Annotated in this window: 11 protein-coding genes and 1 pseudogene; 10 read left to right on the forward strand and 2 right to left on the reverse strand. The window is 69.5% G+C overall.

Annotation, left to right across the window (positions count from 1 at the left end; translation table 11 throughout):
* Window positions 1–74 precede the first annotated feature (74 nt).
* Window positions 75–392, reverse strand: coding sequence for a putative quinol monooxygenase (locus ACIQFZ_RS30320; protein ID WP_402692689.1), 318 nt, complete (start codon window positions 390–392; stop codon window positions 75–77).
* 144 nt (window positions 393–536) lie between these two features.
* Here ACIQFZ_RS30320 and ACIQFZ_RS30325 point away from each other — a divergent pair, with 144 nt between their 5' ends.
* The 4 genes from ACIQFZ_RS30325 to ACIQFZ_RS30340 all read left to right on the forward strand — a co-directional run bounded on the left by ACIQFZ_RS30325 (window position 537) and on the right by ACIQFZ_RS30340 (window position 3761).
* Window positions 537–1442: an AraC family transcriptional regulator N-terminal domain-containing protein gene (locus ACIQFZ_RS30325; RefSeq protein WP_402692690.1), complete on the forward strand. Its 906-nt coding sequence runs from the start codon at window positions 537–539 to the stop codon at window positions 1440–1442.
* 152 nt (window positions 1443–1594) lie between these two features.
* Window positions 1595–2344 (forward strand): SDR family oxidoreductase, encoded by a 750-nt coding sequence (locus ACIQFZ_RS30330; RefSeq protein WP_402692691.1) that lies wholly within the window; start codon window positions 1595–1597, stop codon window positions 2342–2344.
* Window positions 2345–2433: 89 nt separating this feature from the next.
* Window positions 2434–2766, forward strand: a complete 333-nt coding sequence (locus ACIQFZ_RS30335; RefSeq protein WP_383062376.1) for a hypothetical protein — start codon at window positions 2434–2436, stop codon at window positions 2764–2766.
* 248 nt (window positions 2767–3014) lie between these two features.
* A complete protein-coding gene (locus ACIQFZ_RS30340; protein ID WP_365422311.1) occupies window positions 3015–3761 on the forward strand; it encodes a class I SAM-dependent methyltransferase in 747 nt (248 codons plus the stop codon).
* Window positions 3762–3938: 177 nt separating this feature from the next.
* Here ACIQFZ_RS30340 and ACIQFZ_RS30345 read toward each other — a convergent pair whose 3' ends face one another.
* On the reverse strand, window positions 3939–5480 hold the full coding sequence (locus tag ACIQFZ_RS30345; RefSeq protein WP_365422308.1) for a substrate-binding domain-containing protein: 1542 nt from the start codon (window positions 5478–5480) through the stop codon (window positions 3939–3941).
* Window positions 5481–5763: 283 nt separating this feature from the next.
* Here ACIQFZ_RS30345 and ACIQFZ_RS30350 point away from each other — a divergent pair.
* The 6 genes and pseudogenes from ACIQFZ_RS30350 to ACIQFZ_RS30375 form a co-directional block, all read left to right on the forward strand.
* Window positions 5764–5936, forward strand: a pseudogene (locus ACIQFZ_RS30350) (TetR/AcrR family transcriptional regulator); the annotation flags it as partial.
* 226 nt (window positions 5937–6162) lie between these two features.
* Complete coding sequence (locus tag ACIQFZ_RS30355; RefSeq protein WP_402692692.1) at window positions 6163–7275, forward strand: ABC transporter substrate-binding protein; 1113 nt, start codon at window positions 6163–6165, stop codon at window positions 7273–7275.
* A gap of 127 nt (window positions 7276–7402) precedes the next feature.
* A complete protein-coding gene (locus ACIQFZ_RS30360) occupies window positions 7403–9736 on the forward strand; it encodes a polysaccharide lyase 8 family protein (RefSeq protein ID WP_402692693.1) in 2334 nt (777 codons plus the stop codon).
* A 446-nt stretch (window positions 9737–10182) separates the two neighbouring features.
* Window positions 10183–10713 (forward strand): (2Fe-2S)-binding protein, encoded by a 531-nt coding sequence (locus tag ACIQFZ_RS30365; RefSeq protein WP_365422299.1) that lies wholly within the window; start codon window positions 10183–10185, stop codon window positions 10711–10713.
* Window positions 10700–11689 carry an FAD binding domain-containing protein gene (locus tag ACIQFZ_RS30370; RefSeq protein ID WP_402692694.1) on the forward strand — a complete coding sequence of 330 codons (990 nt, stop codon included), beginning with the start codon at window positions 10700–10702 and terminating at the stop codon, window positions 11687–11689. Before ACIQFZ_RS30365 ends, ACIQFZ_RS30370 begins: the two co-directional genes overlap by 14 nt.
* The gene (locus tag ACIQFZ_RS30375) at window positions 11686–13893 is read left to right on the forward strand and encodes a xanthine dehydrogenase family protein molybdopterin-binding subunit (protein ID WP_402692695.1); all 2208 of its coding nucleotides are present in this window, start codon (window positions 11686–11688) and stop codon (window positions 13891–13893) included. The genes ACIQFZ_RS30370 and ACIQFZ_RS30375 overlap by 4 nt, the downstream gene beginning before the upstream one ends.
* Window positions 13894–13994: the final 101 nt, after the last annotated feature.

Below are 13994 nucleotides of genomic sequence, written 5' to 3' on the forward strand. Positions count from 1 at the left end.
TGCTGGGCGGAAGGTCGAGAAGGGGTCGTACCGGCGGATGCCGAGGCAGCATGCCGGGATTCCTTCCGGGAGCTTCAGAAGGCGGCCTTGCCGCGGACCGGGACGTAGTCGGTGTACTCGGGCTCCTTGGCCAGCAGTCCGCCGATCTGCGCCACGAGGGCCTGGGCGGCCTCACCGGCGAAGAGCCGGTGGTGATCCTCCTCACTGGTCCAGCCCTCGGTGACGTGGACGACGTCGGGATCGGACGCAGAACGAGAGACGAGGTAGTCCACGCAGTGTTCGCTCGCGCCGGGGCTGCCCTCGTTCAGGCCGGTGAGCAGCAGGTCGACCAGCCCGTCGCCCATTCCGAGCCTGGCGGTCAGGGTGGCGTTGAAGCCATAGGTGGCGATCATGGATGCCTTCTTCTCGGTGATGGAGTGAAGCAGAACCCATTCAACCGAGATGACCTGCGGAAATGTTAGAACGATGGTCGCTCCGACTTGCACAATCCCCGCGATCACGAGAGTCCAGGTGCGGAGTGGTGCTGCAATGGACGCATGTACCTCGACGAGCTCCGCCCCCTGCTGGCCCGCCATGCACGCCCCGGCTGGACCACCGTCATCGACGGCGTCCTCATCTCCAAGGTCGACCGGTCGGATCCACCGGCGCCCTCCATGTCCGGCATGGTGCTCGCGGTCATCGCCCAGGGCGCCAAACGCCTCGCGCTGGGCGACCGGGTCTATGAGTACGGCCCCGGGCAGTACCTGGTCGCATCCGTCGACCTGCCTGTCACGGGACAGTTCACCCGGGCCGAACCCGAACAGCCGGCCCTCGGCTTCGGTCTCGTGCTGGAACCGTCCGCCGTCGCCGAGCTGCTGCTGCAGGCCGGTCCCGGAGACATCCCCCACGCCGGCGGAGGCGTTCCGTCGGGAATCGCCGTCAGCGACGCCACGCCCCCGCTGCTCGACGCGGTGGTCCGGCTGCTGCGCCTGCTCGACGAGCCCCGCGACCGGGCCGTGCTGGCGCCGCTGGTCAAGCGCGAAATCCTGTGGCGTGTGATCACCGGCGAGCAGGGCGCGACGGTTCGCCAACTCGGCCTGGCCGACAGCGGCCTCAGCCATGTCTCGCGGGCCGTGCGCTGGATCCGCGAGCACTACGCGCAGCCGTTCCGGGTCGAGGACGTGGCGCGCATGTCCGGCATGAGTGTCTCCGCCTTCTACCGCAACTTCCAGGCGGTGACCGCGATGAGCCCCATCCAGTTCCAGAAGCAGATCCGGCTGCAGGAGGCCCGGCTGCTGCTCGCCACCCACCCGAACGACGTGACCGGGGTCGGCCAGCGCGTCGGCTATGACAACCCGTCGCAGTTCAGCCGGGAGTACCGCCGCCAGTTCGGCGCACCGCCGAGCCGGGACGCGGCCCGCCTGCGGAACACCGTAGGCACCCCACTGGGTGTTCTGACCTGAACTGGACCGCAGTAGAGGATCGTGCAAGAGAAAGCGAGGAAAGCTCTACTGTTTCAGCAGGTCAGAGCGATTCAATGGGATCACCGTTTCTCCTGCGGGGCAGGAAAATGCCTGCCCATCCGCGGATCCCTCGACATCGCAAGGACCACATCATGAAGACAGTGCTGATCACTGGTGCCTCCTCCGGATACGGGCGGGAGACCGCCCTCCACTTCCACACCCAGGGCTGGAACGTCATCGCCACGATGCGCACCCCGCGTCCGGACGCCCTTCCCGAGTCGAAGCGGCTCCGCGTCGTCGAGCTCGACGTGACCAAGCCCGAGAGCATCACCGCCGCCTTCGAGGCAGCGGGGCCCATCGACGTCCTGGTCAACAACGCGGGCGTCCCCTCAATCAGCGTGTTCGAGGGCACACCCATGGCCCGCGTGCGGGAGGTCTTCGAGACCAACACCTTCGGCGTGATGGCGACGACTCAGGCGGTGCTGCCCCAGTTCCGCGAGCGCGGCTCCGGCGTGGTGGTCAACGTGACCTCCAGCGTGGTGCTGGGACACATGCCGCTCTCAGCCGTCTACAAGGCGAGCAAGATGGCCGTCGAGGGATTCACCGCTTCCCTCGCGCTCGAACTCGCACCGTTCGGTGTGCTGGCGAAGACGGTCGAGCCGGGCGCCTGCCTGACGACGAACTTCGCAGCCAGGGCGACGAACGGCGGTTCGCTGGACGAACTGGTCCCGGCGCCCTACGCACCGTGGGCGAAGAAGGCCATGGACCACTTCACGGGCCAGGACCTGTTCACCAAGGAAAGCGACGTCGCCGAGGCGGTGTGGCGAGCCGCGCACGACACGACCGGCCAACTCCGGTTCCCGGCCGGCCCCGACGCGGTCTTGCTCGCCCAAGCGAAGTGACCAACCAGCGGGCGGTGGCTCCTGCATCCCGCGAGTGTCATGATCGGCGGTGTGTGGCGTGGGGACGCCATGTAGAGGAGGCGCGAGGGATGTTGGAATACCTGCTGCTCAGCGTGGCCGGGGTGCTTGTGGCAGGCTCGGCGGTACTCGCCGTCGTGGCGATCCGTACGGGGTGGGTGTTGCCATGGCTGCGGCGTCGTATGTTCCGTCCCCGGCTGTGGGGCTACGGGACGCTGCTTGGTGACGCCGGACTGTTCGTCAGCTTCCTGACGTTCAGGGTTCTCCACTCTTCCCTGATGGGCGAGGTGGTGTTCTTCACAGCGATGGCCCTGATTATCTCGGGCGGTGTCCTGTCCTTCCTTTCCTCCCGCCCTGGCAGCGATGTCACCGCCGGTTCAAATCCCACCACCTCCGCTCCATGAGCTGCAGGAACGGCCCCTGAACAGGTGAGATGATCGCGGGCCGTTCGGCTGCGTGGCGCCCGATCGCCACCGAGCTTGCCCGCAGTTCCCCCGATCGTGGCTTCAGGGCCGCCCCAGACAGCAACAGCCGAGGCCTTCGTGGGTGACGTGGGCGGTGCGCTTTTCCAACGCCGGGATGCCGCAGGCGCGCCAGCGTCCCACGGCGGCAAAGCACTGCGCCAGGCACCTTCTTCACCGAGGATGGTCGCATGACGATCACCTCTCAGGCCCGTTCCTTCGACGAGGCCGCAGCCAGCTATGCCGCAAACCGCCCTTCCTATCCGCCTGCTTTGCTCGAAGCGGTCGAAGAACTCGCCCACCGCCCCTTAACGGGAGCACGCATAGCAGACATCGGCGCCGGCACCGGACTGGCGACCGCCCTCCTCCATGACCGTGGTGCACACGTCATCGCGGTGGAGCCCGGTCCCGGAATGGCTCGTCAGTTCCGCCTCAGGCTGCCCGAGATCCCTCTCGTGCTCGGGGACGGCAACAACCTGCCGCTTGCGTCCGCCTCCCTCGACATCCTCACCTACGCCCAAGCCTGGCACTGGACCGACCAACGCAAATCCGTCCCGGAAGCCCTCCGAGTACTTCGCTGCGGGGGTGCACTCGCCCTTTGGTGGAACGACTCGGACAACACGGTCTCCTGGATTGCCGACCAGGATGCCCGTCTCCGCCGCCTCTTTGGTGCCGACGACAGCGAACCCGATCCAATGGCCCGATTCCGCAGCCTACCCCCCGATCTCAAGTTCACCACCCGCCAGGTGACGTGGGTCCGGAGCGTCCCGCTCGATACACACCTCGCGAACCTCGCCAGCTACTCCGACTTCCTGGTCCTCGGACAGAAGGCCACCAAGGCGTTCCTGGCCGCTGAGCGCGACCTCCTGATTGAAACCTTCCCCAGCGGGACGGTCGAGGAGCGCTACGTCGTCAGCTTGGCTGTTGCTCGCTGCTGACGCCGCGCTACGGCACAGATCTGCCCCGGGTTCGGATTGGTCCTTCCAACGCATCGAGCCCAACCCGGGTCCTCTGGGCATCCGGCGGAGCCGCCGGCAGCACTACAGATCGTTCAACGAGACCAGGTAGCGAAACGACTGCTTTCTCTACAGGTTCGCGGAGGCAGTGCGCGAGGTTCAGTCGGCCGCGCCGCAGACCCGCAGTCCCACGGGTGTTCCACACGGGAGATGGCCGTGGGTGGCGACCACGCCCTTGCCGGTTCCGTTGTCGACGGCGTATGCGAGGAAGCTGGAGGCCAGCGAATCGGCGGGGGGATGGCCGTAGGTGTACGCGTACTCGATTTCGCGGTACGGGTAGCCGCTCGACTCGAGGCGGTCCAGGTCGGGGGCGTGCCCGTCCAGATTGAGACGGTGCAACCCCTTCGGCCGCTCTGGAGCGGAGGCGGCGCGCAGCTCGCTGTAGCCGATCGCGCCCGGTGTGCGGGCCACGGTGGCGAGGACCTGCTCCGTCGAGTCGAGCTCGCAGCGCAGCACCGGCGTGCTGCGAACCGTGCGGTTGACGCAGTCGTCCGATGACGCCGGCGGTTCGTCTGCGCCGCCGAGGACGCGGCCGATCAGGGCGGAGCGGGTGCCGGAGCCAGAGGTGCGGCTGACCAGGATGACGGGCAGATCGGGGCCGTCGAGCTGCGACCAGTTGCGGATCTCGCCCCGGTAGATACGGCGTACGTCGGCCACGGACAAGTTCGTCAGGTGCACGTCGTCGTGCACGACCAGCGTGAACAGGGAGACCGCGATGCGGCTCTCGCTGAGCTGGGTGTAGCTCGCCGGGCGCGGGCCGTCCGAGAAGGCGATCACCGGCGCACCCTGCCGGTGCCGGCCCCCGGACAGGGCAAGTTCACGTACTCCGGTGCGGCTGCCGTAGGTGGCGACCGTGATGTCCGGCTTTCCGCCGCAGTGGCCCCGGTACTTCTGCGCCAACTCGTTCATCACCGGTGCGAACGCCGTCGAACCCGTGAGCCTGAGGCTGCCCGTCTCGCAGTCGTCGGGCAGCGGGCCCGGCACAACAAGCGGCAGGGTGGCCGCCGCGATCAGCGCAAGGCCGAGGACGACGGTGGTCCAGCGGGCCTGCTTGCTGAACGCCGGTGGCTTCTCATCGGGCGTCAGGCTGTGGTTCTCGTGGAGCGTGCCGTCCTTGATGTCGCCGGTGACGACGACCGGAGCGCCCTCCTCGCCGCCCGTCAGGAGCACCAGGATCTTGTAGTAGGCACCCGGCTTGAGCGGGACGCGCGGGATGCGCAGGGTGCTCGGGCCTGCGACGAACAGGCCGGGCTGGTTCTCGAAGTAGCCCATCAGGTTGGCATGTTCATCGGGCAGCGTGACGTCCTGCGCCTGAATACGCCGCCCCGGGAACTCCGCAGTGAGCCCGTACTGTGCCGAAGGGTCGATGTAGTCGGATTCTTCGACGTGCCGCGATCCGTCGTTCTCGATGCGCAGCAGGACGAGGGTGGCATCGCGCATCGTGGGCAGGTCGTTGAAGAGGCCGAGGCGCGGGTCCACCCCGCCTGCCTGGCCGTTGTGGCCTATCGCGATGTCCATCTGCTTGCGGAAGCCGATGCGTCTACTGCGCCGGGCCCGCCGGTCGGCGATGAACGGCGTGACGATGGAGACGACGCCAAGCACCAGGCCGGCGGCCGTGAAGGTGATTTCGAGCCATCCCACGAGGTCGACAGTACGGACCCGCCGAGCGATTCGGTGGGTCGGGCGGCGATGGTCTCCGACTGTTCGTCAGATGTTCAGGTCCGACGTGCGGGTGGCACGGGATCGCGGTAAGCCCGGCCGCCGACCCGAGGCAGCATCAGGAGGCCGGCTTAGGTGACGGGCCGAACTGCGTGCGGCAAGTCAGCGGCCCGGCAAGCCCGTTGAGGGCAAGGGGCACTTCGGGGTGCTCCGCGTGCGGCCGCCCCTCAGTCGCACGTCGGGTCCCGATGCATCGGGTACCCGCCGGGTTGCGGTACTGGGCGTCGACCCCGAACGCTTCCCCCGCCCTGGCCCACTTCGCCCGCGAGCGTCCGCCCTCTCGGGGCAGGCCGCCGCGCCGCGTTCGACGAGATCCTCGCCGCCCAACTCGCCCACATCGAGGCCGCAATCCGCCGTCGGCCGCCTGAACAGCGGTGACGCACTGACCGCTTGAGCCCGTCAAGGTCCCTTGATCCCGACAGCTCAACGAACGCATAATCGGTTGCCTGTCGGCGCTGGTGGTGGATGCAATGTCCGGCATGGTCACCCAGGTGCGCCCGCCACGGCGAGATGAGATGAACGCGTACTACCGGGCCTTGCCACTCTGCGATCCGGACACACTGCAGCCGAATCGCCCGAATCGTCACTTGGGAGACGTCAGCGCATGAATACGCCACCTTCGCCACCTGGAGCGGAGCGGACTGACGGATCATCCGTGCGGATCGGCGCTCTCGTTCCGCTCACTCGGCCTGGCTGGGTCGGGGCAGGCCGGCACTTGCTCGCTGGACTCGAGTTGGCCGTTCGCGAAGTCAATGACGCAGGCGGGATCGTCGGAAGACCACTGGAGTTGGTGGTCCGAGACACTGCGGCCGATCCGCAGAGGGCCGCGGCGGCCGTAGAGGAATTGGCTCGCCTGGGCGTGGCTGCCTTGGCGGGGGAATATCACAGCGTCGTCGCTCGAGCCGCTGCCGCCAGGGCCGACGCACTCGGCCTGCCGTTCCTCTGCTCGTCAGCGGTTCTCGACGCGCTCACCGAACAGCCGACGCAATGGGTCGCGCGCCTGGCCCCGGAGCAGTCCCGCGGCTGGCAGATCTACGCGGACTTCCTCCTCAGCACGGGCCACAGTCGAATCGCGGTAGCAGCCCAGTCGAGTGTCTACTGGGCATCCGGGACCCGCATTCTGCGGGACTACCTCGCTCCGCGCGGGGGCACCGTCATCGAACTCGACCTGAGCGCGCTCGCCCCCGCGGACGTGTGCGACGAACTCGCCGGCAATCGCGCGACAGCCCTCCTTCTTCTGGTCGGCCACCCGGAGCCGGCCGTGTCGATCGTCAAGTCCGTCCGCCGCGACCAGCGCCTCGCCGAGATCATGATCGGCGCCCCGGCCGGGCAACCGGAGTTCACCGAATGGGCGACGCTGCTGGGTGACGACGGCGCCGCGATCCCGTTCCTGCGCTATCTGCCCGAGCGCCTCAGACCGCTCGGTGCACGGGTCGAGACGGCCCTGCGTGAACGGCTGGCCGAAGCGCCCTCCTTCGTCGCCTTCGAGGGCTACGACACGATCGCCGTCCTCGCCGACGTGCTGCGTTCTCACGGCACGGACCGGGCGCGCACTGCCGAATCCTGGCCGCACGTTGCAGTCGAAGGCACCCGCGGGCAGATTCAGTTCTCCCGCACGCCGGGCATCAGCGTGTGGCAATGGGCTGGGACGCCCATCCAAGTCGTTGATCGAGATCCGGCGGAACCCGATCGCTTTCGGATCCTCCACACCAGCTGAGAGAGCACGAAGGTGACTCAAGATCAATCTCAGTGCCAGCCACGGATCCATTGATCCCCGACGCCGTGGAGTCGGCCTTCCGTCCGCCCTGTAGAAAGCGCTTTCCGTCGGCTGATAGGGCATGTTCATGACTCCGAACCGCCGTACGTTCCTGATCGCCGCGGCCGTGGCTGCCGGCGCGGCTTCCTCGCTCACCGTCCCCGGTCCGGCGACCGCCGCACCGCAGACCGACGAGTACGACACGCTGCGGCAGCGCTGGCTGGAGATCGCCCTCGGTACCGGCTACGACGCGACCGCCGAGCCCTACGCATCCCGGCTGCGAGAGACCGGCGCCCTCGCGAGCGACTTCCGCGGCACCATGGCGCCCGCCGCGAACTCCCTGTGGCCCGGCTATGCCTTCGACCCGCCCGCCGGCATCACCCAGAGCTACAGCAGGCTGTGGACCATGGCCCAGGCCTATGCACAGCAGGGCACCGGCCTGACCGGCGACGCCGGGCTCCTCGCGGACATCCTGCGCGGCCTCGACCACCTCGCGGCCACGGTCTACAACTCCGCGACCACCCGCTACGGCAACTGGTGGGAGTGGCAGATCGGCAGCCCGCGCCTTCTGATGGACATCGTGGCCACGCTGTACGACCACCTCACCGACGCCCAGCGCGGCGCCGCCGTCGACCACTTCGTCCCCGACTCCATGCTCGGCGACTACACCGGCACCTCCACCGGCGCCAACCGAGTCGACCTGTGCCGCTCCGTGGCGCTGCGCGGCATCCTCGGCCGAGCCCCGGAGAAGATCGCGCTCGCCCGCGACGCGCTCTCGCCGGTCTTCCCGTACGTCACCAAGGGCGACGGGCTGTACACCGACGGATCGTTCATTCAGCACACCTGGATCGCGTACTCGGGCACCTACGGACAGGTCATGCTCGACGGCCTCGGGCGGCTCTTCGCGCTGCTCGCCGGGTCGACCTGGGCCGTCACCGACCCGGGCCGTCAGATCATCCTCGACAGCGTCGAGCACGCCTACGCACCGCTGATCTTCGACGGCCTGGCGATGGACAGCGTCAACGGCCGTGCCATCAGCCGGGGTTATCTGCTGAGCGACGACCAGCACATCATGCGCAGCGACCACTTCCACGGGCAGGGCATCATCGCCGCGATGGCGCTGCTCGCGGGTGGCGCGAGCGCGGCCGAGCGCGAGCGCTGGTACGGGCGCATCAAGGGCTGGATCGCCCGGGACACGGTCACCCCGCTCCTCAGCGCGCCGCAGTTCGGCGTCGCGGACCTGTCCCGGCTGCACGCGGTCGCCGACTCGGCGGTCGCGGCGGCTCCGGAGCCCGTCGAGCACCGCCTCTTCGCCGCCATGGACCGCGCCGTCCACCGCAGGCCCGCCTTCGCCGCGAACATCTCGATGTCCTCCGAGCGGATCGCGTACTACGAGTGCGGAAACGGCGAGAACCCGCGCGGCTGGCACACCGGCGCCGGGATGCTCACCTGGTGGGCCACGGGCGCCCGCAGCGACCAGTACACGGACTGGTTCTGGCCGACCGTCGACTGGTACCGGCTGCCCGGAACCACCGTCTCCACCAAGCGACTTGCCGATCTGGCGGGCGGCGAGTGGGGCGCGTCCCGGCCCGCCGTGCAGTGGGTCGGCGGCGTCACCGACGGCGAGTTCGCCGCCCTGGGCCAGCACGTCAAGGGCCTCGGCTCCACGCTTCAGGCCCGCAAGGCGTGGTTCTGCGCCGACGACGCGATCGTCTGCCTCGGGGCCGGAATCACCGCCACGGACGGCGTGCCCGTCGAGACGATCGTCGACAACCGCAACCTGGGCGAGGGCGGCACCCAGGCCTTCGCCGTCGACGACCGGCCGCGGCCCCGTTGGGTCCACCTCGAAGGGCACGGAGGCTGGGTCCTGCCGGGCGGCGCCGAACTGCGCACTCTGCGGGAGGACCGCACCGGCGCCTGGTCAGACATCAACACCACCAGCTCCACGGAGCGCCGCACCCGCCGCTGGCAGACCCTGTGGCTCGACCACGGCACCGACCCGGTGGCGGGTTCGTACGCCTACGTCCTGATGCCGGGCGCCACCCGACGCGCCGTGGCCGAGCGCGCGGCCGAGCGCGACTGGCTGCGGATCCTCGCGAACGACAGCACCCGCCAGGCCGTCGCCATCGGCCGCCTCGGGCTGACCGCCGCCACCTTCTGGCAGGCCGGCACGGCGGGCCCGCTCACCGTCTCCGCGCCCGCCGCGGTCCTGTTGCGCCGTCGGGGGCGCAGCGCCACACTGTGCGTCAGCGAGCCGCACCGCTCCGGCGCCCCGGTGGAGATCGTCTGGGACCGGCCGGTGCGTCGCGTCGTCGAGAGCGACCCGTCCGTTCAGGTCCTCGAAACCGGCCGTAGGCTGCGGCTCAGGGTCACCCCGGGGACGGCGTGCGAAAGCCATCGGTGCGAGGTGACTCTCAGTTGACGAACGGCAGGACGCGGTTCAGGCCGGCCGCTGCGTTCCAGGCGAGCGCGTCGGAGATCTCGCGCGCGGAGAGTTAACTTTCTCCCCTGTACGCCGAGTTGGCTGAGCACCAACAGTGTGCTGCACGGAGCGAGAAGCCACGTCGTAGCGCCGTGAACTCGGCCAGAGGCAGGACCCGGATCCGGTGTGACGAGCGTCCGCGTCACCGCGTAGGTAGCAACCCCTGTTTCGCTGGGCCATCGGCACATCCGTCTTGGGAGCGGCCGGGGTGGAGACGGTCCGGTGCCCCGTGCCGGAACGCCCATTCAGCGTATATTGGGGAGAAAGGCGGATGTATTGACATCAAAAGGTCGATCCCGCCTTTCGTGGCGCCTGACGAACCAACTCACCGGATCCGCCCTCAGGAGGGGCTTGAGTCGTATCCGACCCGTCCGGAGGAGGACGCGATGAGGGACGTGGCGAGCGAACGGGACGTGGACGAGCGTCCCGTGGTCACCGAGCGGGTCGTGACACTCACAGTCAATGGCCGGTCGTACACCCTGCGCCTGGACACCCGGGTCACCTTGCTGGACGCCCTGCGGGACCGGCTGGGCCTGGTGGGCACGAAGAAGGGCTGCGACCAGGGTGCCTGCGGCGCGTGCACGGTCCACCTGGACGGTAGGAGAGTGCTGTCCTGCCTGACCCTGGCGGCGCAGGCCGAGGGCCGGGAGATCACCACGATCGAGGGCGTCTCCGGCGCCGACGGGCCGCATCCGGTGCAGAAGGCGTTCATGGAACACGACGGCTTCCAGTGCGGCTTCTGCACGCCGGGACAGATCATGTCCGCGGTGGCGCTGATGGCCGAGGGTCGGGCCGGCTCCGACGAGGAGATCCGGGAGTTCATGAGCGGCAACCTGTGCCGCTGCGGTGCCTATCCCAACATCGTGGCCGCGATACGCGAGGCGGCGTCCGGGGGAGGTCCCGATGCGCGGCTTTGACTACGTACGGGCCACCGACACCCGGGAGGCGGTACAACTGCTGGCGGACGACCCGGCGGCGTCCTGCCTGGCGGGCGGCACGACGCAGCTCGACCTGATGAAGGACGGGGTCCTGGAGCCGCCGCGGTTGATCGACATCACCCGGCTCCCGCTGCACGGCATCGAGCGCCGCGGCGAGTCCCTCCACGTGGGGGCGCTCGCCACGATGGAGGAGCTGGCCGCCGACGCCACGGTGGTCGAGCGGCTGCCCATGGTGCGGGAGTCCCTGCTGCTGGGCGCGTCGGTGCAGCTGCGGAACATGGCCACCATCGGGGGCAACCTGCTGCAGCGCACCCGCTGCCGCTACTTCCGCGACCCGACGGTCGTCGAGTGCAACAAGCGCACGCCCGGCTCCGGCTGTGCCGCGGTGGAGGGCGTGGCGCGCATGCACGCCGTGCTCGGCGTGAGCGAGCGGTGCATCGCGCTGCACGCCTCCGACCTCGCCGTCGCCTTGGTGGCGCTCGACGCGGTCGTGCACATCCAGGGGGTCTCGCAGCGTCGCACCGTCCCGCTGACGGAGTTCTACCTGACGGCCGACGAGAGCCCCGAGCGCGAGAACGTCCTGGAGCACGCCGAGCTGATCACCGAGGTCGAGATCCCGCTGCCGCCGCCGGCCGCCCGGTCGGGCTACCTCAAGGTCCGCGACCGGATGTCGTACGAGTTCGCCCTCACCTCGGCCGCGGTGCTGCTCGTCGTGGACGACGGGACGATCCGCCAGGCCCGGGTCGGGCTGGGCGGGGTGGGGTCGAAGCCCTGGCGGGCCTACGAGGCCGAGCACGTGTTGACCGACGCGCCGGCCACGACGGCCACGTTCCAGGACGCGGCCGAGGCCACGATGCGCGAGGCCTGGACCGTCCCGGGTACGGCGTTCAAGGTGCCGCTCGCCCGGCGCACACTGATGCGCCAGCTGCAGACAGTGTCAGGAGTGACCGCATGAGCACCGTCGAGAGCAGGCCGCTGGTCGGCGCGGGCATCAGCCGGGTCGACGGCCCGCGCAAGGTCACCGGCACCGCCCCGTACCCCATGGACTTCAGCGTCCCCGGCCAGGCCTACGGCGCCGTGGTGCAGAGCACCATCGCGGCGGGCCGGATCGTCCGCATGCACACCGAGGCCGCCGAAAGCTCCCCGGGAGTGATCTCCGTACTCACCCACGAGAACGCCCCGGAGGTCGCAACGGGACCGACGACGGTGCTCGGGGAGCCGACGCCCGCACCGCTGCGGAGCGAGCGGGTCCTCCACCACGGACAGCACATCGCCTTCGTGGTGGCCGAGACCCCGGAACAGGCCGCCGCCGCGGCACGCCTGGTACGAGCCGACTACGAGGCCTCGGAGCCACTGCTGGACCTCCAGGACCCCCGGGCCGAGCAACTCGTCGACCCGTGGAGGATGGACCACTCGCGCGGCGACGCCGCCGCGGCACTGGAGACCGCAGAGGTGACCCTCCGCGCCACGTACACCACGGCGGACAACACCCACAACCCGCTCGGGCTGTTCGCCACCCTCGCCGTGTGGGAAGGCGACACCCTCACTGTCCACGACACCAGCCAGTGGCCGTCGATGGTCCGCACCACCCTCGCCATGGTCTTCGGTATCCCCGAGAGTGCCGTGCGGGTCCTGGTGCCCTATGTCGGCGGGGGCTTCGGCGCCGGACTGCGCGTGTGGCCGCACGTGATCCTGACCGCCATGGCCGCCCGGGTGCTCAACCGCCCGGTCAAGCTGGTCCTGACCCGACCGCAGATGTTCACCTCGGTCGGGCACCGCCCCAGCGGCGTGCAGTGGCTCGGTGTCGGTGCCACGCGCGAGGGCGAACTGGTCGCCCTCGACCACCGCAGCCTCAGCTCCCTGAGCATGGAGGGCGACGACTTCGAGCCGTTCGCCTCGGCAACCGCCTACGCCTACCGGTGCCCCAACGTGATCACGCGGGACCGGCAGGCGCGGATCAACGTCGCCATGCCGACGTCCATGCGCGCCCCGGCCGAGGCGCAGGGCAACTTCGCGCTGGAGTCGGCGCTCGACGAACTGGCCTACGCCCTGCGCATGGACCCCCTGGAGCTGCGGTTGCGCAACTACACGGACGTCGATCCGCGCAACGGGCTGCCCTGGTCCGGCAAAGCGCTCCTGGAGTGCTACGAGGCCGGTGCCCGGCGCTTCGGCTGGTCCGACCGGAACCCCGAGCCGCACTCCATGCGCGACGGGAACTGGCTTGTCGGCTACGGCATGGCGAGCGCCCTGTTCCCCTACTTCGCGCAGCCCTGCGCGGCGCAGGCCACCGTCAACAGCGATGGCAGCGCGCTGGTGCGCAGCGCGGCGACCGACATCGGCACCGGCACGTACACCGTGATGACCCAACTGGCCGCCGAGGAACTGGGTCTGCCTCTGGACCTGGTCCGCTTCGACCTGGGCGACTCGGACATGCCCAACTCGATGATGGCGGGCGGCTCCGGCCTGACCGGTGCGCTGGGCAACGCCGTGCACGACGCCTGCCGGCGGCTGGTGCGCTCAGTCGCGGAACTCGCGCGTGGCGACGCCGACTCGCCCCTGCTGGGCGCGTCCCCGGACGACGTGGAGTCCACCGGTGGGCGGGTCCACCTCTCAGGCTGCCCGGACCGCGGGGAGTCGTACGTCGACATCCTCGCCCGGCACGGTCTGTCCGAGCTCACGGCGAACGGGAGCAGCACTCCCCCGGTCGCCACCGAGCTGGGCATGTCTCTCGCCGGCGCGTACGGCGCGAAGTTCGTGGAGGTCCGGGTCGACGCCGACCTCGGCCTCATCCGGGTCGCACGGGTGGTCTCCGCGATCGACGGTGGCCGCATCCTCAACGCGAAGACGGCCAGAAGCCAGATCATCGGCGGGACGGTCGGCGGCATCGGCATGGCCCTGTACGAGGACACCGCCATCGATCCGCGCACCGGGCGCGTCGCCAACGGTACGTTCGCCGACTACCTCGTCGCCGTGAACGCCGACGTACCCGAGCTCGACGTGGTCTTCGTCGGCGAACCCGACCGCGGCACCGCAACCGGCACCAAGGGCGTGGGCGAGGTCGGCCTGGTCGGCATCGCCTCCGCGATCTCCAACGCCGTGTACCACGCCACCGGAAAGCGCCTCCGCGAACTGCCGATCACCCTCGACGCCCTCCTCTGAGCCACCGCCGGCTGCCGGTGCGTCAGTCGGCTGAGCGCTTCAGTTGGTTGTGACCGCGCTTTCGTGATGGCTACGACCGCAGACAGAATCATGTCGGCTAT

The sequence above is a fragment of the Streptomyces sp. NPDC093064 genome (assembly GCF_044754605.1).
GTDB lineage: Bacteria > Actinomycetota > Actinomycetes > Streptomycetales > Streptomycetaceae > Streptomyces.